At 63.3% G+C, this 22,915-nt stretch carries 20 protein-coding genes and 1 riboswitch; of the genes, 2 read left to right on the forward strand and 18 right to left on the reverse strand.

Going from position 1 to position 22,915, the window contains the following annotated elements; genetic code table 11:
- Positions 1-30: 30 nt before the first annotated feature.
- The 15 genes from hisG to VL598_RS00740 form a co-directional block, all read right to left on the reverse strand.
- Complete coding sequence (gene hisG / locus VL598_RS00670) at positions 31-696, reverse strand: ATP phosphoribosyltransferase (protein WP_325324770.1); 666 nt, start codon at positions 694-696, stop codon at positions 31-33.
- Positions 693-1,979 carry a UDP-N-acetylglucosamine 1-carboxyvinyltransferase gene (gene murA / locus VL598_RS00675; protein ID WP_325324790.1) on the reverse strand — a complete coding sequence of 429 codons (1,287 nt, stop codon included), beginning with the start codon at positions 1,977-1,979 and terminating at the stop codon, positions 693-695. Before murA ends, hisG begins: the two co-directional genes overlap by 4 nt.
- Before the next feature lie 103 nt (positions 1,980-2,082).
- Positions 2,083-2,322: a BolA family protein gene (locus VL598_RS00680; protein WP_325324771.1), complete on the reverse strand. Its 240-nt coding sequence runs from the start codon at positions 2,320-2,322 to the stop codon at positions 2,083-2,085.
- 31 nt (positions 2,323-2,353) lie between these two features.
- Entirely contained in the window at positions 2,354-3,109 is a 756-nt protein-coding gene (locus tag VL598_RS00685; RefSeq protein WP_325324772.1) for an ABC transporter permease, read from the reverse strand.
- On the reverse strand, positions 3,106-4,032 hold the full coding sequence (locus tag VL598_RS00690) for an ABC transporter ATP-binding protein (protein ID WP_325324773.1): 927 nt from the start codon (positions 4,030-4,032) through the stop codon (positions 3,106-3,108). Before VL598_RS00690 ends, VL598_RS00685 begins: the two co-directional genes overlap by 4 nt.
- Before the next feature lie 209 nt (positions 4,033-4,241).
- On the reverse strand, positions 4,242-4,544 hold the full coding sequence (locus tag VL598_RS00695; RefSeq protein ID WP_325324774.1) for an STAS domain-containing protein: 303 nt from the start codon (positions 4,542-4,544) through the stop codon (positions 4,242-4,244).
- 8 nt (positions 4,545-4,552) lie between these two features.
- Positions 4,553-5,203 carry an ABC transporter substrate-binding protein gene (locus VL598_RS00700; protein ID WP_325324791.1) on the reverse strand — a complete coding sequence of 217 codons (651 nt, stop codon included), beginning with the start codon at positions 5,201-5,203 and terminating at the stop codon, positions 4,553-4,555.
- A gap of 182 nt (positions 5,204-5,385) precedes the next feature.
- Positions 5,386-6,195 (reverse strand): VacJ family lipoprotein, encoded by an 810-nt coding sequence (locus VL598_RS00705; protein WP_325324775.1) that lies wholly within the window; start codon positions 6,193-6,195, stop codon positions 5,386-5,388.
- A gap of 161 nt (positions 6,196-6,356) precedes the next feature.
- Positions 6,357-6,953, reverse strand: a complete 597-nt coding sequence (mlaD, locus tag VL598_RS00710; protein WP_325324776.1) for an outer membrane lipid asymmetry maintenance protein MlaD — start codon at positions 6,951-6,953, stop codon at positions 6,357-6,359.
- Positions 6,954-7,033: 80 nt separating this feature from the next.
- The gene (gene mlaE / locus VL598_RS00715; RefSeq protein WP_325324777.1) at positions 7,034-7,810 is read right to left on the reverse strand and encodes a lipid asymmetry maintenance ABC transporter permease subunit MlaE; all 777 of its coding nucleotides are present in this window, start codon (positions 7,808-7,810) and stop codon (positions 7,034-7,036) included.
- Positions 7,807-8,634, reverse strand: coding sequence for an ABC transporter ATP-binding protein (locus VL598_RS00720; protein WP_325324778.1), 828 nt, complete (start codon positions 8,632-8,634; stop codon positions 7,807-7,809). The genes mlaE and VL598_RS00720 overlap by 4 nt, the downstream gene beginning before the upstream one ends.
- 92 nt (positions 8,635-8,726) lie before the next feature.
- Positions 8,727-9,836: a thiamine phosphate synthase gene (thiE, locus tag VL598_RS00725; RefSeq protein ID WP_325324779.1), complete on the reverse strand. Its 1,110-nt coding sequence runs from the start codon at positions 9,834-9,836 to the stop codon at positions 8,727-8,729.
- 11 nt (positions 9,837-9,847) lie between these two features.
- Positions 9,848-10,657, reverse strand: a complete 810-nt coding sequence (locus VL598_RS00730; RefSeq protein WP_325324780.1) for a thiazole synthase — start codon at positions 10,655-10,657, stop codon at positions 9,848-9,850.
- A gap of 85 nt (positions 10,658-10,742) precedes the next feature.
- Entirely contained in the window at positions 10,743-10,940 is a 198-nt protein-coding gene (gene thiS, locus VL598_RS00735) for a sulfur carrier protein ThiS (RefSeq protein ID WP_325324781.1), read from the reverse strand.
- Between the two features lie 72 nt (positions 10,941-11,012).
- Complete coding sequence (locus VL598_RS00740; RefSeq protein ID WP_325324782.1) at positions 11,013-12,218, reverse strand: FAD-dependent oxidoreductase; 1,206 nt, start codon at positions 12,216-12,218, stop codon at positions 11,013-11,015.
- Positions 12,219-12,358: 140 nt separating this feature from the next.
- Positions 12,359-12,481, reverse strand: a riboswitch (TPP riboswitch).
- A 257-nt stretch (positions 12,482-12,738) separates the two neighbouring features.
- Between VL598_RS00740 and VL598_RS00745 the strand changes: the two genes are divergently transcribed.
- Positions 12,739-14,502 carry an ABC transporter ATP-binding protein/permease gene (locus VL598_RS00745; protein ID WP_325324783.1) on the forward strand — a complete coding sequence of 588 codons (1,764 nt, stop codon included), beginning with the start codon at positions 12,739-12,741 and terminating at the stop codon, positions 14,500-14,502.
- Between the two features lie 72 nt (positions 14,503-14,574).
- Entirely contained in the window at positions 14,575-15,891 is a 1,317-nt protein-coding gene (locus tag VL598_RS00750) for an ATP-binding protein (RefSeq protein WP_325324784.1), read from the forward strand.
- On the opposite strand, the gene thpR is transcribed toward VL598_RS00750, so the two are convergent.
- From thpR to VL598_RS00765, 3 genes are all read right to left on the reverse strand, one after another.
- Positions 15,852-16,433: an RNA 2',3'-cyclic phosphodiesterase gene (gene thpR, locus VL598_RS00755; protein WP_325324785.1), complete on the reverse strand. Its 582-nt coding sequence runs from the start codon at positions 16,431-16,433 to the stop codon at positions 15,852-15,854. The genes VL598_RS00750 and thpR overlap by 40 nt on opposite strands.
- An 8-nt stretch (positions 16,434-16,441) precedes the next feature.
- Positions 16,442-17,908 (reverse strand): glutamate synthase subunit beta, encoded by a 1,467-nt coding sequence (locus tag VL598_RS00760; RefSeq protein ID WP_325324786.1) that lies wholly within the window; start codon positions 17,906-17,908, stop codon positions 16,442-16,444.
- Positions 17,909-18,095: 187 nt separating this feature from the next.
- Positions 18,096-22,796, reverse strand: coding sequence for a glutamate synthase-related protein (locus tag VL598_RS00765; RefSeq protein ID WP_325324787.1), 4,701 nt, complete (start codon positions 22,794-22,796; stop codon positions 18,096-18,098).
- Between the last annotated feature and the right edge of the window lie 119 nt (positions 22,797-22,915).

Below are 22,915 nucleotides of genomic sequence, written 5' to 3' on the forward strand. Positions count from 1 at the left end.
CCGAGCTCGCTCAATTCCGTCCGCTGCCGGTTAAGGCTCACGCCCGCCGCGCTGGGATGCGGATTCGAACGCGTCGAGGAACGGCTTGAGCGCCGTGCGCTTGAGTTTGAGCGCAGCCTGGTTCACCACGAGGCGAGACGAGATCGGCATGATCTCTTCAACCTCGACAAGATTGTTTGCCCGCAACGTTCCACCGGTGCTGACGAGGTCGACGATCGCGTCGGCCAACCCGACCAGCGGCGCCAACTCCATCGAGCCGTACAGCTTGATGAGGTCGACATGCACGCCCTTTGCCGCGAAATGCTCACGGGCCGTCTGCACGTACTTCGTTGCAACGCGCAAACGTGCACCCTGCCGTACCGCGTTCGCGTAATCGAAACCGGCTTTCACGGCGACGGACATCCGGCAGCACGCGATGTTGAGGTCGATCGGCTGATACAAACCGCCACCGCCATGCTCGATCAGCACATCCTTGCCGGCCACGCCAAAATCCGCGGCGCCGTACTCGACATAGGTGGGCACATCGGTCGCCCGTACGATGATGACGCGCAAGTTCGGTGCGCTCGTCGGCAGGATCAGCTTGCGCGAGGTTTCGGGGTCTTCCGAAACCTGCACGCCCGCCGCCGCGAGCAACGGCATCGTTTCTTCGAAAATGCGCCCTTTCGAGAGCGCGAGCGTGAGCGGTGCAAGACTCATGCGCGGCTCCCCACGCTTGCCGCACCGGACGATCCCGTCAGGCGGCGCACGTTCGCGCCAATGCGCGTCAACTTCTCTTCCATTCGGTCATAGCCGCGGTCGAGGTGATAAATACGATCGACGACGGTGTCACCCTCGGCGACGAGCCCTGCAATGACGAGGCTTGCCGAGGCGCGCAGATCGGTCGCCATGACGCTCGCGCCCGACAGGGCAGGCACGCCCGCGACGAGCGCGGTGTTGCCATCGACGCTGATCTTCGCGCCGAGCCGGTTCAATTCCTGCACGTGCATGAAGCGATTTTCGAAAATCGTCTCGACGATGTGCGCGGTGCCCTCGGCAATCACATTAAGCGCCATGAATTGCGCTTGCATGTCGGTCGGAAACGCCGGGTACTCGGACGTGCGCAACGAGACGGCCTTCGGCCGGCGGTGCATCTGCACGCGAATCCAGTCGCTCCCCGAATCGATCGTCACGCCGGCCTCGCGCAACTTGGCCATGACGGCATCGAGTGTGTCGGGACGCACGTCGCGCAACGTGACGTCACCGCCGGCAGCCGCCACAGCGCAAAGAAACGTGCCCGCCTCGATGCGATCGGGGATCACCGCATGACGCGCGCCGTGCAGCCTGTCGACGCCCTGGATGACAAGGCGATCGGTGCCGATTCCCTCGATTTTGGCGCCCATGCTGACCAACAATCGCGCGAGGTCGCCGACTTCGGGCTCACGCGCCGAATTCTCGAGAACCGTTTCGCCGTCGGCGAGTACGGCGGCCATCAGCAGGTTTTCGGTGCCCGTGACCGTAATCATGTCCGTCACAATGCGCGCGCCCGTCAGGCGCTTCGCACGCGCTTCGATGTAGCCGTGCTCGATGCGGATGTCCGCGCCCATCGCCGCCAGCCCCTTGATGTGCTGATCGACGGGCCGCGCGCCGATCGCACACCCTCCCGGCAACGACACCTTCGCCGCCCCGAATCGCGCAACGAGCGGCCCAAGCACGAGGATCGACGCGCGCATCGTCTTGACGAGATCGTAAGGTGCGACAGGATTGTCGACGTGCGCAGCGTTGAGTGACACGGCGTTGCCCGACATCTCGACGCGCACACCCATCTGCTTGAGCAGCTTGAGCATCGTGCGAACGTCCTTCAAATCCGGAACGTTCTCAAGCTCGATCGGCTCAGCGGCGAGCAGGCTCGCGCAAAGAATCGGCAATGCGGCATTCTTCGCGCCGGAGACGCGAATTTCGCCGGAGAGGGTCCGGCCGCCTTCGATTGCAAGCTTGTCCATGCTGAGCTGCCCCTGATGAGCTTCGCCCTCGGCCCCGTGAGCCGTGGCGGCGCTACCCGCGCCATTCGGATCGTCTTGTGTAATGCGCACTACGTTTCCTGAATTATGCGTTTTGCCATTCCGCTGGCGTGAGCGTCTTCATGCTGAGCGCGTGAATTTCCGCACGCATGCGCTCGCCGAGCGCCGCGTAGACGAGCTGATGCCGTTGAATCGGCCGTTTGCCCTCGAACGCCGGGGAGACGATGGTCGCAAAGAAATGCTGGCCATCGCCTTCGACTTCGACATGGATGCAGGCAAGTCCTGCCGTGATGTATTGTTTGACGTCTTCCGGAGTCGGCAACATGACTCTAAGCTCCTTGGGTATTCCGATTCATTCAGTGACGCAGCTTGTAGCCCGACGCGAGCATGCGCATCGCGAGCGCGGCGATAGCCGCGAAGAACGCGACGACCACGGCGAGGCTCGTGAGCGGGGCGACGTCGGACACGCCGAAAAAGCCGTAGCGGAAACCGTCGATCATGTAGAAAAACGGATTGAGCCGCGAAGCGTGGCGCCAAATCTCCGGCAGTGTGTGCGTCGAGTAGAACACGCCCGAGAGGAACGTGAGCGGCATGATCAGAAAGTTTTGGAATGCCGCGAGCTGGTCGAACTTGTCAGCCCAAATGCCAGCAATGAGCCCGAGCGTACCGAGAATCGCTGAGCCGAGCACGGCAAACGCAATGATGTAAATCGGCGCAGTCATCGACAGCGGCACGAACCAGATCGTCACCACGAAAACGCCGAACCCGACCACGAGGCCTCGCACAACAGAGGCGAGCACGTAGGCGCCGAACATTTCCCAATGCGTGAGCGGCGGCAGCAGCACAAAGACGAGATTGCCCGTGATCTTCGATTGGATCAGGGAGGATGAGCTGTTCGCAAATGCGTTTTGCAACACACTCATCATGACGAGGCCCGGAATCAGGAAGCTCGTGTACTCGACACCCGGAAACACCTCGACTCGACCGCGCAACGCGTGCCCGAAAATCGTCAAATACAGCAGCGCGGTGACGATCGGCGCGAGCACGGTCTGGAACGACACCTTCCAGAAACGCAGGATCTCTTTATAAAAGAGCGTACGAAAACCCATCATGCGACGCCCTCCACGACTTCCGCTCCGTTAATCAGTTGCACAAAGACATCTTCGAGATCCGCCTTGCGCACGTCGATCTCCTCGAACCGGCAGCCGGCCGCCCGGCAGCGGGCCAAAATCGACTCGACTTCGTCATAGCTCGAAAGCCGCAGCAAGTGCTGGCGTGCACCCGGTGCCGCCGGCTCGACTTCGAGTGCGCTCAGCTCCGCGGGTAGCATGCCATCGGCAAGACGTACAAAAAGCTGCATTCCCGCGAACCGCTCGAGCAGCGCGGCCTTGCGATCGAGCGCCACCACTTCGCCGCGGCGCAGCATCGCGATGCGATCGCACAGTTGCTCGGCCTCTTCGAGGTAATGCGTGGTCAGCACAATCGTATGACCTTCCCGGTTCAAGCGCGAAATGAATTTCCACAGCGTTTGCCGCAGTTCGACGTCGACACCGGCCGTAGGTTCGTCGAGCACGATGACGGGCGGACGATGCACGAGCGCCTGCGCAACGAGCACGCGGCGCTTCATGCCACCCGAAAGCGCCCGCATGTTGGCGTCGGCTTTCTCGGTGAGATCGAGGTTCGACATCACCTCGTCGATCCAGTCGTCGTTGTGTCGCAGGCCGTAGTAGCCCGACTGGATGCGAAGCGTCTCGCGCACGCTGAAAAACGGGTCGAAGACGAGTTCTTGCGGCACCACCCCGAGGGAGCGGCGTGCTTGACGAAAATCGTGCACAACATCGTGCCCAAGCACGGAAACGCTGCCTTCGTCGGCACGGGCGAGGCCGGCCAGGATGCTAATGAGCGTCGTCTTGCCTGCACCGTTAGGACCAAGCAGGCCGAAGAACTCGCCTTGCTCGACCGTGAAGCTGACGCCCTTGAGCGCTTGCAATGCCTTGTAGCGCTTTTTGACGTTGCGGATCTCTATGGCTGACATGAATGTGGGCGGCTTTTTTCGATGCCGCACCTTTTGTTGGACGTGAGCGGTGATTGAGCGCGCCCGCCTGGGCGGCAAGCTCCCCCACCTCGATTCCGGACAGCACGAAAGACCTTGAAAGATCGGGGCTGAACGCGAGCCCGGAAAAACGTTTGATTATAGGCTAAATGTGCGACCGGGCGCGCGAGCCGGACAGCTGTCACCCGCCGTCAAAGCGGCGTCGCGGCGCCTTCGGGCGTGTGTCGATGTTGCGCTGAGAGCAGCACGTCGACGCCGTAGACTTCGGCGAGACTGGCAAGGCCCGGGGGAAGGTTTGCGATCTCGAAGTCGGCGCCGCGCGCGTCAGCAGCGCGCCGCCAAGCGAGGAGCACCGCAAGCGCCGAAGAATCGAATTCGGCGAGCGCGGTGCAATCTACGCCACGTGCGCCGGCCTCGATGCTCGCCAGCCCGGCCGCGAGCACCGCTTTAGCGCTCGCGTGCGTGAGCGTCGTGCTGGTCGTGAAGCGGTTCATCACCACAATCAGGACGGCTGCTTGCCCGCGGCAAGCTGTTCGTTGCGTTGCGTCAGGAAGTTAATCAGGCCCTGCACGCCGCCTTGATCGATCTTCTCCTTGAACTGTTGCTGATAGGCTTGAATGAGCCACGCGCCGGCCACGTTCAGGTCATACACGCGCCAGCCTTGCGGCGTCTTGTAAAGGCGGTAGTCGAGTTCGACCGGCTGGCCGTTGCTGATGACCGAACTGCGCACGACGACGTCCGTATCGGACGGATCGGCGCGGAACGGCTTGAACTGCACCTGCTGGTCGCGGAACGACGAGAGCGCCCCCGCGTACGTGCGAATCAGCAACATCTCGAACTGAGCGACCATCTGGACCTGCTGCTCGGGCGTCGCACTGCGCCACGCCCGGCCCATCGCCAACTGCGTCGTGCGACGGAAATCGGTGTACGGCAGGATCCGCTGATTGACGACCTGCGTAATGCGATTGATATCGCCGCTGCGCAACGAAGTGTCGGTGCGCAAGGTGTCGAGCACCTGGTTCGTCACCGTTTGAATCATGACATCGGGCTTGCTGTTCGTGTCAATGTTGTTCACCACCGTCTGCTGCGCAAAGCCCGCGCCGGAAATGGAAAAAAACGTCAGAAAGCAGGAAATCAAGAAAAATCTTTTCATCATCAACTCTGAATGTCGTAAACCGGCCCGAATTCTCAAACCTACATTACCGCGCAACTTGTGACTCGGTCCACCATCACCGAGCAAGATTCGTGTCGAACTGTTACCGCCCTAGCCGCTCATGCAATGAATCACAGGACACGCCCGCACGCGGCAGCACGTATTGCAAGCCTGGCCCCGTGCTATTTGTCGCCACCGTGCTGACCGGCGCCGTCGGCGGGCAATGGCGCGGCCGGTGCTTGAGCGGCGCCCCCCGACGTCCCATCATCATAGTTCGGCGGCGGCACATCGTAGGTCGGCGCAGCACCGCTGTCCCCCGTGATCAGGAACTGCCGCCGCTGCTGGTAGGCGTTGCGGACGAACGAATATTTGTCGATCGCCGCAGCATCGAGCATGTCCGTCGTCGCCAGGAGGTTCGCGCGCGTATCGATGAGCTTGAGGCCGTAGAGCCCCCAGCTCACGGAGGACGGCTGCACCCAGGTCAACGGGTTGCCGTAGTAGTCGGCGACGAGCGCCACCCCGTCACGCACGTTGCTTGGCCCCCATATCGGAAGCACCAGGTAAGGGCCGGGCGGAACGCCGTAATGCCCCAGCGTGATGCCGAAATCGGACGTGTGCTTCGGCAGCCGGGCCAATGTTGCCACGTCGAAAAGTCCGCCTACACCGAAGACCGTATTGATGGCGACGCGCATGATGTCACCGACACCATCGGCAATCTTCAACTGCACCAGCTCGTTGGCCGCGATGTAGACATCGCCGATGTTGGAAAAGAAGTTGGTGACGCTATTTCGCACCGGCTGGGGCAAAACGCGCTGATAGCCCTTCGCGACCGGTTTCAACGCATAAGTATCGACCGTGTCATTGAACTTGAACACGCCTCGATTAAAGCGTTCAAGCGGGTCGCCCGGCGTGGGTGTCGGCACCGACGCACAACCGGCAAGTGTTGCCGCTGCGATGGCCAACGCCACGTTCTTAGCGAGCGGGGTCTGCATTCTTGTTCTCCGTTAAATCCGTGCCTTGAGTGACTTGTCGTACCTTACCGTGCTTGGCGAATTGCCGCTGCCTCGTCGGCGTTTGCGATGGTCAGCCCACTCGGCTCATCAGCGTAATTCAGCCTTACCAGCCCAGCCCATCCGTGCAAGCGAGCGTTGCCTCAACCGCCGGCACCCGCTGGCGCCGTAGCCGAAGCAGGAGCCGGTGCGGGGGCGGGTGTCACGCTGGAGGCGGATGCAGGTGCCGAAGAACCCGCCGGCGACGTGGGCGTTGTCTCGCTGGCCTTGGACGCGCCCGCATCGGCCGCCTTGCCGTAGAGCAACTGGCCGATGAGGTTCTCGAGCACGATCGCCGATTGCGTCATGACGATCGTGTCGCCAGCCTTCAGCATCTCGGTGTCGCCACCGGGCTCAAGGCCGATGTACTGGTCGCCAAGCAGGCCCGACGTCTGGATCTTCGCCGATGAGTCCTTGGGAAATGCGTATTGCTTATCGATATCGATCGTCACGAGCGCCTGATAGGTGTTGCTGTCGAAACCGATCGAGGCGACGCGGCCGACGACGACACCCGCGCTCTTCACCGGCGCGCGCACCTTGAGCCCCCCGATGTTGTCGAACTTGAGTTTTACCGGGTAGCTCGCCTCGAAGGAGAGCGAGCTCATGTTGCCGACTTTCAGCGCTAGAAAGAGCAGTGCAAGAAAGCCCAGCAACACAAACAGGCCCACCCAGAAGTCGAGAGCAGTTTTTTTCATGGTCATTCCAAGAGAGAATCGCGGCCGGATGCGCGACGCCTTGTGCGTCTCGTGGACGCCCGAGCGAAGCGCGCACCACGCGTTCACTAGCTGTACATCAATGCCGTCAACAGGAAATCGAGGCCAAGCACGGCAAGGGATGCATAAACCACCGTGCGCGTTGTCGCCCGCGAGACGCCTTCGGGCGTTGCCTTCGCCTCATACCCCTGAAACAGCGCAACGAAAGTGACCGCAAAGCCGAACACCACGCTTTTCACGACCCCATTGCCGACATCGGCCCAAAGCTCGACGCCGCCTTGCATCTGCGACCAAAATGCGCCCGAATCGACGCCAATCAGGATCACGCCGACGACGTAGCCGCCAAGTATGCCTACCGCGCTGAAGATGGCAGCGAGCATTGGCATCGCGATGATGCCCGCCCACATGCGCGGCGCGAGGACGGTGGTGAGCGGGTCGACCGCCATCATTTCGAGCGCGGTCAGTTGTTCGCCCGCCTTCATGAGGCCGATCTCAGCCGTCAGCGACGTGCCCGCGCGCCCCGCGAAGAGCAGCGCGGTGACGACGGGGCCGAGCTCGCGCACCAGCGAAAGCGCAACCAGCAAGCCAAGTGCATCCGCCGAGCCATAGCGATTGAGCGTGTAGTAGCCCTGGAGGCCGAGGACGAAGCCGACGAAGAGCCCCGACACCGCGATGATGACGAGCGAATAATTGCCGAGGAAAAAAATTTGCTTGATGACGAGTTGCGGGCGCCGCAACAACGCGAACGCTTCGAGCACGAGCCGCGCAAATATGCGCGCGGCGTAGCCCGTGCGAGCAATGCCGTCCAGCACGCGGCGCCCGAGCAGGCTGACGAGACCGATCATGGGCGCGCTCCGGTCATGCCGAAATCGGCGGCAAGCGACGCTTTCGCCGGATAGTGAAAGCGAAACGGACCATCGGGTGCGCCGTCGATGAACTGCCGCACCGTCGGCTCCGTTGATTCGCGCAGCTCGGCGGGCGTGCCCTCGGCAAGCACCGTGCCGTTGGCGAGGAAGTAGACGTAATCGGCAATCGCAAACGATTCGGGGACGTCGTGCGTCACGAGAATCGAAGTGGCGCCGAGCGCTTGGTTCAGCGTTCGGATGAGGTTGGCCGTAATGCTTAGCGAAATCGGGTCGAGGCCCGCGAACGGCTCGTCGTACATCATCAGTTCGGGATCGAGCGCGATGGCGCGCGCGAGCGCGACGCGGCGCGCCATGCCGCCCGAGATCTGCGATGGCGCGAGATCGCGCGCGCCGCGCAGGCCGACAGCGTTGAGCTTCATCAGCACAAGATCGCGAATCAGGGGCTCGGGCAAGTCGGTGTGCTCGCGCAACGCAAAAGCGACATTCTCAAAGACGGTCATGTCGGTGAAGAGCGCACCGAACTGAAACAGCATGCCCATCTTGCGTCGCAGCGCGTACAAACCCTCGCGAGTCTCATTGCCGACGTCGCGGCCATGAAACAGCACTTCTCCGCGGCGCGCCCGCTCGAGCCCGCCGATCAAGCGCAGTACGGTCGTTTTGCCGCCGCCGGACGCCCCCATCACGGCCACGACTTGGCCGCGCGCAAAGCGCATATTCAGATTAGAAAGAACGAGACGATTCGCGTCGTAGCCGAAATCGACGTTGCGCAGCTCGAGAATGGGCTCGGATGCAGTAGGCGGCACGCAGCAGGCGCTCCATTGATGCGGAAGCGGAATTATAGGGCCTCAGCCGTGGCGGTGCCGTGACGACGCGTTTCGCGGTCGCAAAAACTCCGCTACCGGCTCGCAACGGCCCCCTCGAGCGCCGCAACGGCGGCTGGCGTGTCCTGAGCCCCGGTAATTGCGCTGACGACGGCCGCGCTGCCGACGCCCGTCGCGACCACAGACGGCAGCCGGACGAGATCGATGCCGCCGATCGCCACGAGCGGTACCACGCCCTCGAGCAGGCGCACGTAGCGCGAGAGCCGTGCGAGACCCTGCGGCGCCGTTGCGACCGTCTTCGTGGCCGTCGCAAAAACCGCACCGAATGCGAGGTAGCTCGGCCTGAAATGCAGTGCACGCAACATTTCATAGTAGCCGTGCGTCGAAAGGCCGAGCGTCAGGCCCGCCTCCGCAATGGCCGACAGATCGGCCGTCTCCAAGTCTTCCTGACCCAAGTGCACGCCGTATGCACCTGCTGCGATCGCCGCACGCCAGTGATCATTGATGAAAACCTGCGCGCCATGGCGGCGGCCCGAGGCCACGCTTCGGTCAATCTCGGCAGCAAGCGCATCGGGCGCAGCATCCTTCACGCGCAACTGAACCGTTGAGACGCCGAGTTCGAGGACACGTTCAACCCACTGCGCGCTCGGCATCACCGCATAAAGCCCGAGGCGCTCCGGGCAAGGAGCGAACGGCTTGGCCGGGGCCGCAGGCAAGCCCGCGATGCGCGGAAAGCGCGCCAGATCGACAGGCCACGCGTCCTCGCGCGCCGAATCGGCTTCGTCACCATCGCGCCAGGCGAGCGCGAGGACGAGCGCGTCATGGGCATCGAAGCCGCAATCGAGGAAGCCCGCGAACGCCGCAAGCCAGTCCTCGGCAAGCGCTCCGACGAGCGCATAGCGCATACCGTCCAGAGTCAGGCATGCGCCGCTCGCATTCGCCTCGATCACGCCTGCGCCCGCGGCCAGCCACTTGGCCAGGTCGGCATGATGGTCCTGTTCGTCGGCAACAACGATGAGGTCGCCCGCACGCGGGACATCGGGCGGCGTGAGGCAGATGCGCCACGCGACAGCGCAGGGCGGCCAGTCGCCGAGGCGTGCACGGATGCGCTCGGCAGCCTCAATCAACTCGTCGGCCGGCGGCCAGAAGATTTCACGTTCGGCAAAGGCAAGTGCGCGGCTCATGAGATACCCTTTCAGCCTTGATCCTGGTGCCAGAACGGCATGCCAACGACGGGTGTGCTCGCGTGCGCGCTGTCGCGCTCGTCCATCGGCCCCGCGAGGTAGGCGGCCCGCCCGGCTTCGACCCCCTGGGCGAACGCACGCGCCATGACAGCGGGCTCGGTGGCCTGCGAGACGGCGGTGTTGAGCAACACGCCGTCGAACCCCCACTCCATTACCTGACAAGCATGCGACGGCACGCCGAGACCCGCATCGACGATGAGCGGCACGTTCGGCAGACGCTCGCGCAACATGCGCAAGCCATACGGGTTCACCACGCCCTTACCCGTGCCGATCGGGGCGCCCCACGGCATCAGTGCCTCGCAGCCGGCGTCGATGAGACGGCGGCCCACAACCAAGTCTTCCGTGCAGTACGGCAGCACCTTGAAACCGTCCTTGACGAGGCGCGCCGCCGCTTCGACGAGCCCGATCGTGTCCGGCTGCAACGTGTAATCGTCGCCGATCAGCTCGAGCTTGATCCATTCGGTATCAAAGACTTCGCGCGCCATGTGCGCCGTTGTCACGGCCTCATCGACGGTCTGACAGCCCGCTGTATTCGGCAAGAGCGGCACATCGTGGCGCTTGAGCAGATCGAAAAAGCCGGCTTCGGCCTTCTCGGCCTGCATCTGGCGACGCAAGGCGACAGTAACCATGCCAGGCCGCGCCGCTTCGATCGAATCGGACAGCGACTGCAACGAGGGGTAGCGCGACGTGCCGAGCAGCACGCGGCTTGCAAAGGTGACGCCGTAGAGTGTCAGGGCATCGGCAGCGAGGGCGGAAGTCATCGAAAAATCCTCAGGCGATTGGGCAAACGGGCTTGACCAGCGTTAGGCAGGGGGCAGGTGCGCAGGCAAAAAACAGCGCGGCCGCTCAGCCGCCTGCAACCGGATGAACGACATCGAGCCTGTCCCCGGGGTTCAGCGTTTTCGCCGGATGCTGTGTTCGCGCGACAAACTGACCGTTCACCGCAACGGCGAAAGGCGGCCGAGCGCCAAAGGCGGCGAGCGCATCGGCAACGCTCGCCCCGTCGGGCAGCGTAAGCGGCTTCTGATTGACCTGTATTTCCATGATCGGGTCCGGTTCGACGATTTCGATTGCGGTTCTTGGCAAATGTGCGGGCTACAGCGCTTGACGCGGAGCTTAAGATTGGACTGAGACGGGGTGGACTGCAACGCCCGCGCCTTGGGTTGCCCTCGGTTCATGCTCGGCCTGCTCGCCCGCGAGGTGCAGCATCTGCGCCCAGCGCGACTCGGATCGCCATTGACGAAAGCCGTCCGCGTCGGCGATCTCGCGCGCGAGTACGGCAGCGGCCAACTGGGCGGCCGTCCTGGCGACCTCGGGCGAAATCATGTAGCCGTGACGGTACAGACCGTTGACAGTCAGTGTCGCACCGCCGTCCCAGAAGATGGCCGGGCGATGATCGGGCAGCGTCGGCCGACATTGCGAATTGAGCTCGAGGATGCGGGCCTCGCCGAACGCCGGATGTACGGCGAAAGCCGCGCTCAACAGCTCGAGCGCCGAGCGCACGCTGACGGGCGACATGTCTTCGCCCTCGATCTCAGTTGCGCCGATGACGAACAGGCCGTTTTCCTTCGGCGCAATGTAAATCGGATAGCGCGGATGCAGCAGGCGGACTGGCCGAGTCAGTGCGATTCCCGGTGCGTGCACGCGCGCCACTTCACCGCGAATGCCGCGCAGCGCCGGCAGCACCGGTTTTGCGCCAAGACCTCGGCAATCGATCGTGACGCGCGCCGCCGGCAGCGCCCCGTCCGAGACGGGGGTATTCCAATGCGTGGCGACGCCACGTTGCGCGAGACCGGCCGCGAGCGCGGTGAGCACTTGGCGATTATCGAGCTGACCCTCCCGCGGCAGCAGGAGGCCCCTGTTAAAGCGCCCGGCAAGCGCTGGCTCCGCGGCGGCAAGTTGAACACCGTCGAGCGTCGTCAGGCCTCCATCGGCGACCAAAGCCGGCGCATTCGCGCGGACCCGCCGCTCGAAAAGCGACGCCTCGGAGCGATCGGCGCTGTGCCAGACGACAAGTGTGCCATTACGCTGATAGAAGACCGGCTCCGGCAACTGTGCGACGAGGCCCGGCCAGACCTCGAGCGAGGCGGCCCCGAGCTCGACGAGCAGCGGCTCGGCGCTCGCGGCTTCGGCGACAGGCGCAAGCATTGCGGCCGCGATCCACGCTGCCGCATTGGAGCCGGCAGCGTCGCCGCGCTCGTATAGCGCGACACGATGCCCTGCGCCCGCAAGCTGCCAAGCCACAAGCCGGCCGCAAAGCCCACCGCCCAGGATGGCGAAATCCGGGCACTCGGAGGAAACAACTGAAGATTGAACGGTCATCGGATCGATCCTTTCCGTACGGCTCACTACGCGTACAAAGGACGAAACCGGTGGTAAGGCCGACCGGGCGGGAAAGCGTCGCCAAGCGAACGCGGTGGCCCGGGGAAAAGGGGCAATCCGAACTCGGAAGGTCCCACACAAGCTTTCCGGAAGAAACTTCCCGCGCCGGTATTACCCGGATCGGGTGCAAAGGGTCTCTCTCAGCCTCGCCTCGGCGCGGCCCACGCCGCACTCGACTGCACGAAGCACCCCTGTTTCGTCGACGGCCATTAGACCACAAAACGTGAAACCGCCGCAAACGATAGAACGCCTCGGGTGCCGCGCATTGGCGTACCGTACGTGGTCGTCTGGCACAATGTTCCCGCCGCGGTTTTCTGGCGCCCGTTGTCGTTTTAGGGCCGGGGCCGACGGTGCGGGTGTCAGTGAACTTAAGCCCCGCTTAAGAGGCTCAGGAAACAATGCCGCGGCATTTGTATAGGTTAGGGTCCGCTTTACGAGCCGGTATTCCATCGAGAAACTTATGACGTCACCCAAGGTTGCGCTCTCAGCGCGCGGCAATGCGCCGCAAGACACCGATTCCGTTTCGGCCTGGAGCCTCATCAAGCCTTACTGGGTTTCCGAGGAATGGAAATTCGCCTGGGGGCTGCTCGTCGCGATCATCGCAATGAATCTGTCGATGGTCTATATCAACGTGCGGCTCAACAGCTGGAACGCGCAGTTCTACAATGCGTTACAGCAAAAGGATGTGGCGCATTTTCCGCACCTCATCCTTGTGTTCTCGGTGCTCGCGTTCATCTACATCATCATCGCGGTCTACCGCTCTTATTTGCGGCAGATGCTTTCGTTCCGCTGGCGCCAATGGATCACCACGCGATTCCTCAATGACTGGTTCGGCGATCTGGCGTTTTACCGCATCGAGCGCGACCGGCTTGCCGACAACCCCGACCAACGGATCAGCGACGACCTCCAGTCTTTCGCCAACACCACGCTGGAGCTTTCGCTCGATTTTCTCTCGACGGTTGTCACGCTGATCTCATTCGTCACGATCCTTTGGACTATCGCGGGCGCACTGACGATCACGCTCGGCGGCACCCCGATGGTCGTCCCCGGCTACATGGTCTGGGCCGCCGCGCTCTATGCCCTTGGCGGCTCACTTCTCATCAAGAAGGTCGGGCACCCGCTCGTTTCAGTGAACTATCAGCAGCAGCGTGTCGAGGCCGATTTCCGCTTCGGCCTCATCCGCGTGCGCGAGAACGCTGAGCAGATCGCGCTCTACGACGGCACCGACACCGAAAACAAAGCCGCGAGAAGCGTCTTCACCCGCATCCGCGACAACTGGTGGCTCATCATGAAGTACACGAAGCGAATGAACTTCGTGCTCGTCTTCTACGGTCAGATCGCCAATATTTTTCCGCTTGCCGTTGCCGCACCGCGCTACTTCGCGGGGGCTTATACGATTGGCGTGCTGATGCAGATTTCCCAGGCGTTCGGCACCGTGAGCGACTGCTTCTCCTGGTTCATCAACAGTTACAGCTCGCTCGTCGAATGGCGCGCCACCGTCAACCGTCTGCGCGAGTTCAAGCGTGTCATGCGCTCAACGCATTTGAAAGAGTCAGTGCTGCCTGCCACCGAGCATGGCGGGATCAACCTGCACTACGTCGATTCGCCCAGGCTCTCGACGCGAGGCCTCAAGCTCGCACTGCCGAACGGCACCCCGCTCGCAACGATTGGCGATATCGTCATCGAACCGCGCTCACGCTGGCTCGTGCGCGGCCCATCCGGCTGCGGCAAGAGCACGCTCTTGCGCGCTTTTGCAGGCCTGTGGCCGTTCGGTGAGGGCGCTATCGACGCCCCCGTCGGCGCTCACACGATGTTCGTGCCGCAGCAAAGCTATTTGCCAATCGGCACGCTCAAGGCCGCGCTCGCGTATCCGGCCTCGGCAGACACATTCAGCGACGAAGACTGCAAAGAGGTGCTTGCCGCCTGCCGACTTCAAAGCTATGCCCAACGGCTCGCAGAATCGGCGCACTGGACGCGCATCCTCTCGCCCGGCGAACAGCAGCGGCTAGCCGTCGCGCGGGTCTTGCTGCATAAGCCCGACTTCGTCTTCCTCGACGAGGCCACGAGCGCACTCGATCCGGCTAACGAAGCGCATGCTTATCGGCTGCTCGATGAACGGCTGCCGAACACGGCGATCGTCAGCGTCGCGCACCGCGAGTCGCTCGCGGCGTTCCACCCGCATACGCTCGACATCGAACGCGCCGATGAGAGCGTGGTAGTGTAATCGTCGCCGTCGCGGTCTGGCGGGAGAAACGACCGCTTCGCCGACGAACTGCCACCGGGCAGGTAAGCACCGATGAAGAATCCGCTCAATACCCTCTTCGGCCGGATGGCGCTTCTGTCGACGACGGTCTTGTTCGCGGTTCAGGCGGGCTGGTTCATGCTGATGGAGAGGCAACCGCATCATGAGATTGACGGCTTTGCGCGCGGCGTGCTGGTTTCGCTCCAAGCGGTCACCACCGTCAACGCCGGTAAGGACGACAACACCGAGCTGAGCGGGCGCCCGCGCGTGCACGTTGTGCCAACGAACGACGTGCCGGCCACAACCCACCTGCACCCACCGTTTAGCTGGCCGCTCGCCGAGTTGACCGAGCGCCTGCGTCCCAGTCTGCCGCCGGGCACCACGTTCGCCACTGACGACACGCAAGCACCCCGCCTGTGGGTTCGGTTTCCGGGCGAGGCGATGTGGATCACCGTACCCGTCGACGTCCCGCCGCGGTCGAGGTTCTTCGTCGAAAGCCTTTTCATGCTGGCGGCCGCGCTGTTTCTATCGCTCGCTGCCGCTTGGCAGATGCAGCGCCCGCTTGCGCGCGTCGCGCGAGCAGCCGGGGCATTCGGTGCGGGCCAGCGGCCCGATGCCGTAGCCGAAAGTGGCCCGCGCGAGTTCCGCGAGCTGATTGCGTCGTTCAACGACATGATGCGCCGGCTCAACGAAGCCGGCGACGACCAAGCCATGATGCTCGCGGGCGTGGCCCATGACCTCAAGGCACCGCTCACGCGGACGAAACTGCGCGCGAGCGTGCTCGTAGCCGTTGAACATCAGGAAGGCCTACTCGCGGACATCGATTCGCTCACGAGCATCGTCGAGCAGTTTCTCGAGTTCGCAGGCCAGACACCCGATATGGGCTCGCCCGTCGAAGTCGACGCGTTCATTCGCAAGCAGTTCTGCAATCCGCAAGAGACGTCGCCCGATGCTGCGCTTTTCGTGCTCGATTTGCGTGCCGGCCCGCACTTCGATGTCCCGCGCACACTGCTCGACCGGCTCCTCACCAATATCGTCGACAACGCCTTCGAACATGGCGAGCCGCCCATCGAAATCGGGACATTTCGCGATGAGCGTCATTGGGTGATCGAGGTTCGCGATCATGGTCCAGGCATTCCCGAGGATCGGATGGCCGCGGCCATGAAGCCGTTCGTCAGGCTTGATCTTTCACGTGGCAGCGCAGGGCATTGCGGTCTCGGGCTCGCGATCGTGGCCCGGCTCTCGCGGGATTTCGGCGGCCGCTGCGAGATCGGCAACGATCCGCGTGGCGGGCTGCGCGTGCGCATTGCGCTACCGGCAACGCGTGAGCATCAACCGGCCGGCACGTACGCCGAGGCCAACGCGCGATAACGCGCGCCATGCCGCGCCAAGGTACTGGAGTAAAGCGTCAGCGTATCGAAGCGCGATAAATCGGTTGCCTCGCGGGCCGCATCACCGCCCGGGTTCAAGGGTGTGCCGCAGCGCAGGTCGGGCGCGTCCGATTTCCCATCGCGCGGCAAACGCGCGAGCGTGACGTGGGGGCGAAACGGGCGATGATCATCGATCGGCAGCTCCAGCTGGCGGACCATCGTGCGCACGCGCATCTCGAGCTCGGCCAGCTCGGCGGATGCCTCAAACGCGACAACCGCGAGCCGCGGGTGCACGCGGCTCGGCCAGTACTCGAGCCGCGCGACGCGAAGCGGCGGCAACGGCACGACTAGGGATGGCAGGGCTGCGACGAGCATCGCGCCCTTCTCCTCGCTGACCGAGCCGAGGAAAGCGAGCGTCAGATGCAATTGATCGAGGGGCACGCGCCGCCCCCCAACGCCTAGCGGCAACGCGGCGAACGCATCGCGCGTCGCCGCGTCGGGCACCAACGCGACAAACGTGCGATGCCACTCGGCCGCCGCCATTGACGCCGTTAGCGCGGCAGCTCCGAGCTGCCCATCAGGTAGGCATCGACGGCGCGCGCACATTGACGGCCTTCGCGGATCGCCCAGACGACAAGCGATTGCCCGCGGCGCATATCGCCCGCTGCGAACACCTTGTCGACAGACGTGTAGTAGGCGCGCTCACCCTCGGTCGCCGCGCGCACGTTGCCGCGCGCATCCTTGTCGACGCCGAAGGCCTCGAGCACGGGCGAAGCCGGTTGCGTGAAGCCCATTGCGAGGAATACAAGATCGGCCTTCATCTCGAATTCGGAGTCCGGCACTTCCTGCATCTTGCCGTCCTTCCATTCAACGCGCGCCGCAATCAGCTTCTCGACCTTGCCGTTCTTGCCTTCGAAGCGCTTCGTCGCCACCGACCAGTCGCGGCTGCACCCTTCTTCGTGCGACGACGACGTGCGCAGCTTCACCGGCCAATAAGGCCAGACGAGCGGCTTCATCTCCTCTTCGGGCGGCTGCGGCAGCAACTCGAACTGCGTAACGCTCTTCGCCCCGTGCCGGTTCGACGTACCAACGCAGTCGGAACCCGTATCGCCGCCACCGATCACGACGACATGCTTGCCCTTCGCCAGGATCTGCTCGGACAGCTTGTCTCCGGCATTGACCTTGTTCTGCTGGGGCAAGAAATCCATGGCGTAATGGACGCCCGCGAGCTCGCGCCCCGGCACCGGGAGATCACGCGGCGTCTCGGAGCCGCCCGCGATCACGACCGCGTCGAACTTCTCCTTGAGCTCATCGGGCGTGACCGTCTCCTTGGCGGTGTTGCCGATGTACGCCGGCAAGGGCTCCTTGCCGACGAAGACGTTAGTGAGGAACGTGACGCCCTCGGCCTCCATCTGGCGCATGCGCCGATCGATGAGCCATTTTTCGAGCTTGAAGTCGGGGATGCCGTAGCGCAGAAGCCCACCAACGCGGTCGTTCTTTTCGAAGACCGTCACGTCGTGGCCCGCGCGTGCAAGCTGCTGTGCGGCAGCGAGCCCAGCGGGGCCCGAACCGACGACGGCCACCTTCTTGCCCGTCTTCTGTTTCGGCGGCTGCGGTACGACCCAGCCGGATGCCCAGGCCTTGTCGATGATCGCGTGCTCGATCGACTTGATGCCGACAGGCTCGGCGTTGATCCCGAGCGTACATGCGGCCTCGCACGGCGCGGGGCAGATACGCCCCGTGAATTCCGGGAAGTTGTTCGTCGAGTGGAGCACCTCGATCGCGTTTTGCCAGTCCTGGCGATAAACGAGATCGTTGAAGTCCGGGATGATGTTGTTGACCGGGCAGCCGTTGTTGCAAAACGGAATGCCGCAGTCCATACAGCGCGCGCCCTGAATCTTCGCGTCCTCGTCCGTCAGCGCGAGCACGAACTCCTTGTAATGCTTCACGCGCGCGAGCGGCGCTTCGTACGCCTCGTGGCGACGTTCATATTCGAGAAAACCGGTTGCCTTGCCCATGGGGTTCTCTGTGATCCAAATCTTCGGTAGCGGGGAGCCCGCGAAGCGCCGCGCTCATGCTTCAATCATGAGCGGCAGGCCTCGATGGCGTCGTGTCTTGTCCGGCTTTTCAGCGCGCGACGGGCTGCTCTCCTCGCGCGCTGGAAGCCGATCCATTCATTTCATCGATCGGCGTGCGTCCGGCGGCTTATGCGGCAAGCGCCTCCTTGGCGGCCTTTTTCGCGCCAAGCTCGCCGAGTGCGCGCTTGTACTCGGTCGGGAAGACCTTGACGAAGTGTCGGCGCGACGTGTCCCAATTCTCGAGCAACGCTTTAGCGCGCGGCGAGCCCGTGAACTGGAAATGCCGTTCGATGAGCCCCTTGAGCAACGCCTCATCGGTGACGCCCGTATGCCAGAGCGCGCGCTCGACCGTGCGCTCCTGTTCGGCCTGCTGCAACACCGGATCGAGTGCGACCATCGCCTTGTTGCACTTCGCCGAGAAGAGGCCCTCCGGGTCATAGACGTAGGCAATGCCGCCCGACATCCCCGCCGCGAAGTTGCGACCCGTTTCGCCGAGCACGACGACAGTGCCGCCCGTCATGTACTCGCAACCGTGGTCTCCCGTGCCCTCGACGACAGCGCTCGCGCCCGAGTTACGTACGCAAAAGCGCTCGCCCGCGACACCGCGGAAGTACGATTCGCCTTCGATCGCACCGTACATCACCGTGTTACCGCAGATGATGTTTTCCTCGGACTTGCCGCGGAAATCGTTCGTCGGGCGGATGATGATGCGCCCCCCCGACAAGCCTTTGCCGACGTAATCGTTGCCGTCGCCGACGAGGTCAAGCGTGACGCCGCGTGCAAGGAATGCACCGAAGCTCTGACCCGCCGTGCCCTTCAACTGGATGTGGATCGTGTCGTCGGGCAGACCGTCATGGCCATATTTCTTGGCGATCACGCCAGAGAGCATCGCGCCGACCGTACGGTTGACGTTGCGCACCGGCTGAATGAACGAGACGTGCTCCCCCTTTTCGATCGCCGCGCGTGACTTCTCGATGAGCGTGTGATCGAGCCCGCGCGACAGACCGTGGTCCTGCTCGTCGACATGCCGGCGCCCGACGTCAGCCGGCATCGCGGGCAGATAGAAGACGTTCGAGAAGTCGAGCCCCTTGGCCTTCCAGTGCTCGATGCCCTTCTTCGTGTCGAGCAGGTCCGCACGGCCGATCAGGTCGTCGAACTTGCGCACGCCAAGCTGCGCCATGATCTCGCGCACTTCCTCGGCGACGAAGAAGAAGTAGTTGACGACATGCTCAGGCTGGCCCTGGAACTTCGCGCGCAGCACCGGATCTTGCGTGGCGACGCCGACCGGGCACGTGTTCAGGTGACACTTGCGCATCATGATGCAGCCTTCCACGACGAGCGGCGCCGTCGCGAAGCCGAACTCATCGGCGCCGAGCAACGCGCCGATCACGACATCGCGACCCGTCTTCATCTGGCCGTCGGCTTGCACGCGGATGCGTCCGCGCAGCCGGTTGAGCACGAGCGTCTGCTGCGTTTCAGCAAGACCCAGCTCCCACGGCGTGCCTGCGTGCTTGACCGACGACAGCGGCGACGCACCCGTGCCGCCATCATGGCCGGCAATCACGACGTGGTCGGCCTTCGCCTTCGCGACGCCCGTGGCCACGGTGCCCACGCCCACTTCGGAGACGAGCTTGACCGAGATGCTCGACGACGGATTCACGTTCTTCAGATCGTGGATCAGTTGCGCGAGGTCTTCGATCGAATAGATGTCATGGTGCGGCGGCGGCGAGATGAGACCCACGCCCGGCACCGAGTAGCGCAGCTTCCCGATGTACTCGGACACCTTGTGGCCCGGCAGCTGACCGCCCTCGCCAGGCTTTGCGCCTTGCGCCATCTTGATCTGGATCTGGTCGGCGGACGCGAGATACTCGGCCGTGACGCCAAAACGGCCCGACGCCACCTGCTTGATCTTCGAGCGCAGCGAGTCACCGTCCTTGAGCGGAATGTCGCGCACCACTTCAGGGCCAATCACCGAGGCAAGCGTCTCACCGCTCTTGATCGGAATGCCGCGCAATTCGTTGCGATAGCGGTTCTCGTCTTCCCCGCCTTCGCCCGTGTTGGACTTGCCGCCGATGCGGTTCATCGCGATGGCGAGCGTGGCATGCGCTTCCGTGCTGATCGAGCCGAGCGACATAGCGCCCGTTGCAAAGCGCTTGACGATTTCCTTGACCGGCTCGACTTCATCGATCGCGATGGCTTTCGCCGGATCGACCTTGAACTCGAAGAGGCCGCGGAACGTCATGTGACGGCGCGTCTGGTCGTTGATGAGGTGTGCGTACTCCTTGTACGTCTGGTAGGAGTTGCTGCGCGTCGAATGTTGGAGCTTGGCGATTGCGTCGGGCGTCCACATGTGGTCTTCGCCGCGCACGCGATAGGCGTATTCGCCGCCCGCATCGAGCATGTTCGCGAGCACGGGGTTATCGCCGAACGCCTCGCGGTGCAGGCGAATCGTTTCCTCCGCCACTTCGAAGAGGCCGATGCCGCCAACCTTCGATGTCGTGCCCTGGAAATACTTCTCGACGAGATCGCTCGCGAGGCCGATCGCCTCGAAGATCTGCGCGCCCGTATAGGACATGTACGTCGAGATGCCCATCTTCGACATGACCTTTTGCAGGCCCTTGCCGATCGCCTTCGTAAAGTTATAGATGGCTTTTTCGGGCGAGAGGTCCCCCTTCATACCCTGTGCCATCTGCGCGAGCGTTTCCATCGCGAGGTACGGATGGACGGCTTCCGCGCCATAGCCCGCGAGCAGCGCGAAGTGATGGACCTCGCGCGCCGACCCCGTCTCGACGACAAGGCCCGTGCTCGTGCGCAGCCCCTGCGAGACGAGATGCATATGGATCGCGGCGGTGGCAAGCAGCGCCGGGATCGCGACGTTGTCGCAGTCGGTGTTGCGATCCGACACGACCAGAATGTTGTAGCCCGACTTCACTGCGTCGGCGGCCTCGGCGCACAGCGACGCGAGTCGCGCCTCGATGCCGGCCTTCCCCCACGCGATCGGATAGCAGACGTTGAGCTCGTACGAGCGGAATTTGCCGCCCGTGTATTGATCGATCGCGCGGATCTTCGCGATGTCCTTGAAGTCGAGCACTGGCTGCGACACTTCAAGACGCATCGGCGGGTTGATGTTGTTCGTGTCGAGCAGGTTCGGCTTCGGGCCGATGAACGAGACGAGCGACATCACCATGTTCTCGCGGATCGGATCGATCGGCGGGTTCGTCACCTGGGCGAACAGCTGCTTGAAGTAGTGATAAAGCGTCTTGTTTTTATTCGACATCACCGCGAGCGGCGAGTCGTTGCCCATCGAGCCGGTCGCCTCCTCGCCCTGCTGCGCCATCGGCGCCATGAGGAACTTGAGGTCTTCCTGCGAATAGCCGAACGCCTGCTGGAGGTCGAGCAGCGCCGCGTCTTCGCGCCCCGCCGTGAAGGGACCCTCGGCCTTCGGCTCGATCTCGTCGAGCTTGATGCGTACGGCGTCGATCCAGCTCTTGTAGGGCTTCGCGTTGGCGAGGTTGTCCTTGAGCTCTTTGTCGTCGATGATGCGGCCGTGCTCCATATCGATCAGGAACATCTTGCCCGGCTGCAGGCGCCACTTCTTGACGATCTTCGATTCGGGGATCGGCAGCACGCCCGATTCCGAAGCCATGATCACCAGATCGTCGTCGGTGATGACATAGCGTGCCGGGCGCAAGCCGTTACGGTCGAGCGTCGCGCCGATCTGACGGCCATCGGTGAAGGCGATCGCGGCCGGGCCGTCCCACGGCTCCATCATGGCTGCGTGGTATTCGTAGAAGGCGCGACGGTTTTCATCCATCAGCGTGTGTTGCTCCCACGCTTCCGGAATCATCATCATCATCGCGTGCACGAGCGGGTAGCCCGCCATTACGAGCAGTTCGAGGCAGTTGTCGAACGACGCCGTGTCCGACTGCCCCGGATAGATGAGCGGCCACAGCTTCGGCAGATCGTCGCCGAGCACGGCGCTCGCGATCGCGCCGGTACGTGCGTTCAACCAGTTGACGTTGCCCTTCACCGTGTTGATTTCGCCGTTGTGCGCAATCATCCGGTATGGGTGGGCGAGCTCCCAAGCCGGGAACGTGTTCGTCGAGAAGCGCTGGTGCACGAGCGCAAGCGCCGAGACGGCACGCTGGTCCTGCAGGTCGAGGTAGTAGAGACCGACTTGGCCCGCGAGCAGCAGACCCTTGTAGACGACCGTGCGAGCCGACATCGACGGCACGAAGTATTCCTTGCCGTGCTTGAGCTTGAGTGCTTGGATGCGGTGGCTCGCCGTCTTGCGAATGACGTAGAGCTTACGCTCGAGCGCATCGGTCACCATGATGTCGCGGCCGCGACCGATGAAGATCTGGCGAATGACAGGCTCCGAGGCCTTGACTGTCGGCGAAATCGGCATGGCGTGATCGACGGGCACATCGCGCCAGCCGAGCACGACCTGACCTTCAGCCTTCACAGTCCGCTCGAGTTCCTGTTCGCAGGCGAGCCGCGACGCGTGCTCCTTCGGCAGGAAGATCATGCCGACGCCGTATTCCCCGGCAGGCGGCAACGCCACGCCCTGGCGAGCCATTTCTTCGCGATAGAAGGCGTCCGGAATTTGAATCAGGATGCCCGCGCCGTCCCCCATCAGCGGGTCGGCACCGACTGCGCCCCGGTGATCGATATTCTCCAGAATCTTGAGGCCCTGCTGAATGATGTCGTGGCTCTTACGGCCTTTGATATGCGCCACAAAGCCGACGCCACAGGCGTCATGCTCGTTTTGCGGGTCGTAAAGACCTTGCGCGGCGGGGACCGAGGAAATCGGTTGCTGGTCGTTCATGGGGGACACCATCAGTAGGGAGGCCTCAGGGGCCGTTCGCATAGGGGCTACGCCGGGGGTTTCCGGAAAAGTCGGCCGATTCCGATCGGATCGAAGGGCTGGCCGACGCTCGCGTGGGT

Source organism: Trinickia sp., assembly GCF_035492435.1.
GTDB lineage: Bacteria > Pseudomonadota > Gammaproteobacteria > Burkholderiales > Burkholderiaceae > Trinickia.

Excerpts from the sequence above, each read along its gene's own strand:
- VL598_RS00685 (WP_325324772.1), bottom strand. The coding sequence starts at position 3,109 with ATGATGGGTTTTCGTACGCTCTTTTATAAAGAGATCCTGCGTTTCTGG.
- thpR (WP_325324785.1), bottom strand. The coding sequence starts at position 16,433 with ATGGCGGCGGCCGAGTGGCATCGCACGTTTGTCGCGTTGGTGCCCGAC.
- VL598_RS00695 (WP_325324774.1), bottom strand. The coding sequence starts at position 4,544 with ATGAACCGCTTCACGACCAGCACGACGCTCACGCACGCGAGCGCTAAA.
- hisG (WP_325324770.1), bottom strand. The coding sequence starts at position 696 with ATGAGTCTTGCACCGCTCACGCTCGCGCTCTCGAAAGGGCGCATTTTC.
- murA (WP_325324790.1), bottom strand. The coding sequence starts at position 1,979 with ATGGACAAGCTTGCAATCGAAGGCGGCCGGACCCTCTCCGGCGAAATT.
- VL598_RS00760 (WP_325324786.1), bottom strand. The coding sequence starts at position 17,908 with ATGGGCAAGGCAACCGGTTTTCTCGAATATGAACGTCGCCACGAGGCG.
- VL598_RS00765 (WP_325324787.1), bottom strand. The coding sequence starts at position 22,796 with ATGAACGACCAGCAACCGATTTCCTCGGTCCCCGCCGCGCAAGGTCTT.
- VL598_RS00705 (WP_325324775.1), bottom strand. The coding sequence starts at position 6,195 with ATGCAGACCCCGCTCGCTAAGAACGTGGCGTTGGCCATCGCAGCGGCA.
- VL598_RS00740 (WP_325324782.1), bottom strand. The coding sequence starts at position 12,218 with ATGACCGTTCAATCTTCAGTTGTTTCCTCCGAGTGCCCGGATTTCGCC.
- VL598_RS00700 (WP_325324791.1), bottom strand. The coding sequence starts at position 5,203 with ATGAAAAGATTTTTCTTGATTTCCTGCTTTCTGACGTTTTTTTCCATT.
- thiE (WP_325324779.1), bottom strand. The coding sequence starts at position 9,836 with ATGAGCCGCGCACTTGCCTTTGCCGAACGTGAAATCTTCTGGCCGCCG.
- thiS (WP_325324781.1), bottom strand. The coding sequence starts at position 10,940 with ATGGAAATACAGGTCAATCAGAAGCCGCTTACGCTGCCCGACGGGGCG.
- VL598_RS00745 (WP_325324783.1), top strand. The coding sequence starts at position 12,739 with ATGACGTCACCCAAGGTTGCGCTCTCAGCGCGCGGCAATGCGCCGCAA.
- mlaE (WP_325324777.1), bottom strand. The coding sequence starts at position 7,810 with ATGATCGGTCTCGTCAGCCTGCTCGGGCGCCGCGTGCTGGACGGCATT.
- VL598_RS00680 (WP_325324771.1), bottom strand. The coding sequence starts at position 2,322 with ATGTTGCCGACTCCGGAAGACGTCAAACAATACATCACGGCAGGACTT.
- VL598_RS00690 (WP_325324773.1), bottom strand. The coding sequence starts at position 4,032 with ATGTCAGCCATAGAGATCCGCAACGTCAAAAAGCGCTACAAGGCATTG.
- VL598_RS00730 (WP_325324780.1), bottom strand. The coding sequence starts at position 10,657 with ATGACTTCCGCCCTCGCTGCCGATGCCCTGACACTCTACGGCGTCACC.
- VL598_RS00750 (WP_325324784.1), top strand. The coding sequence starts at position 14,575 with ATGAAGAATCCGCTCAATACCCTCTTCGGCCGGATGGCGCTTCTGTCG.
- mlaD (WP_325324776.1), bottom strand. The coding sequence starts at position 6,953 with ATGACCATGAAAAAAACTGCTCTCGACTTCTGGGTGGGCCTGTTTGTG.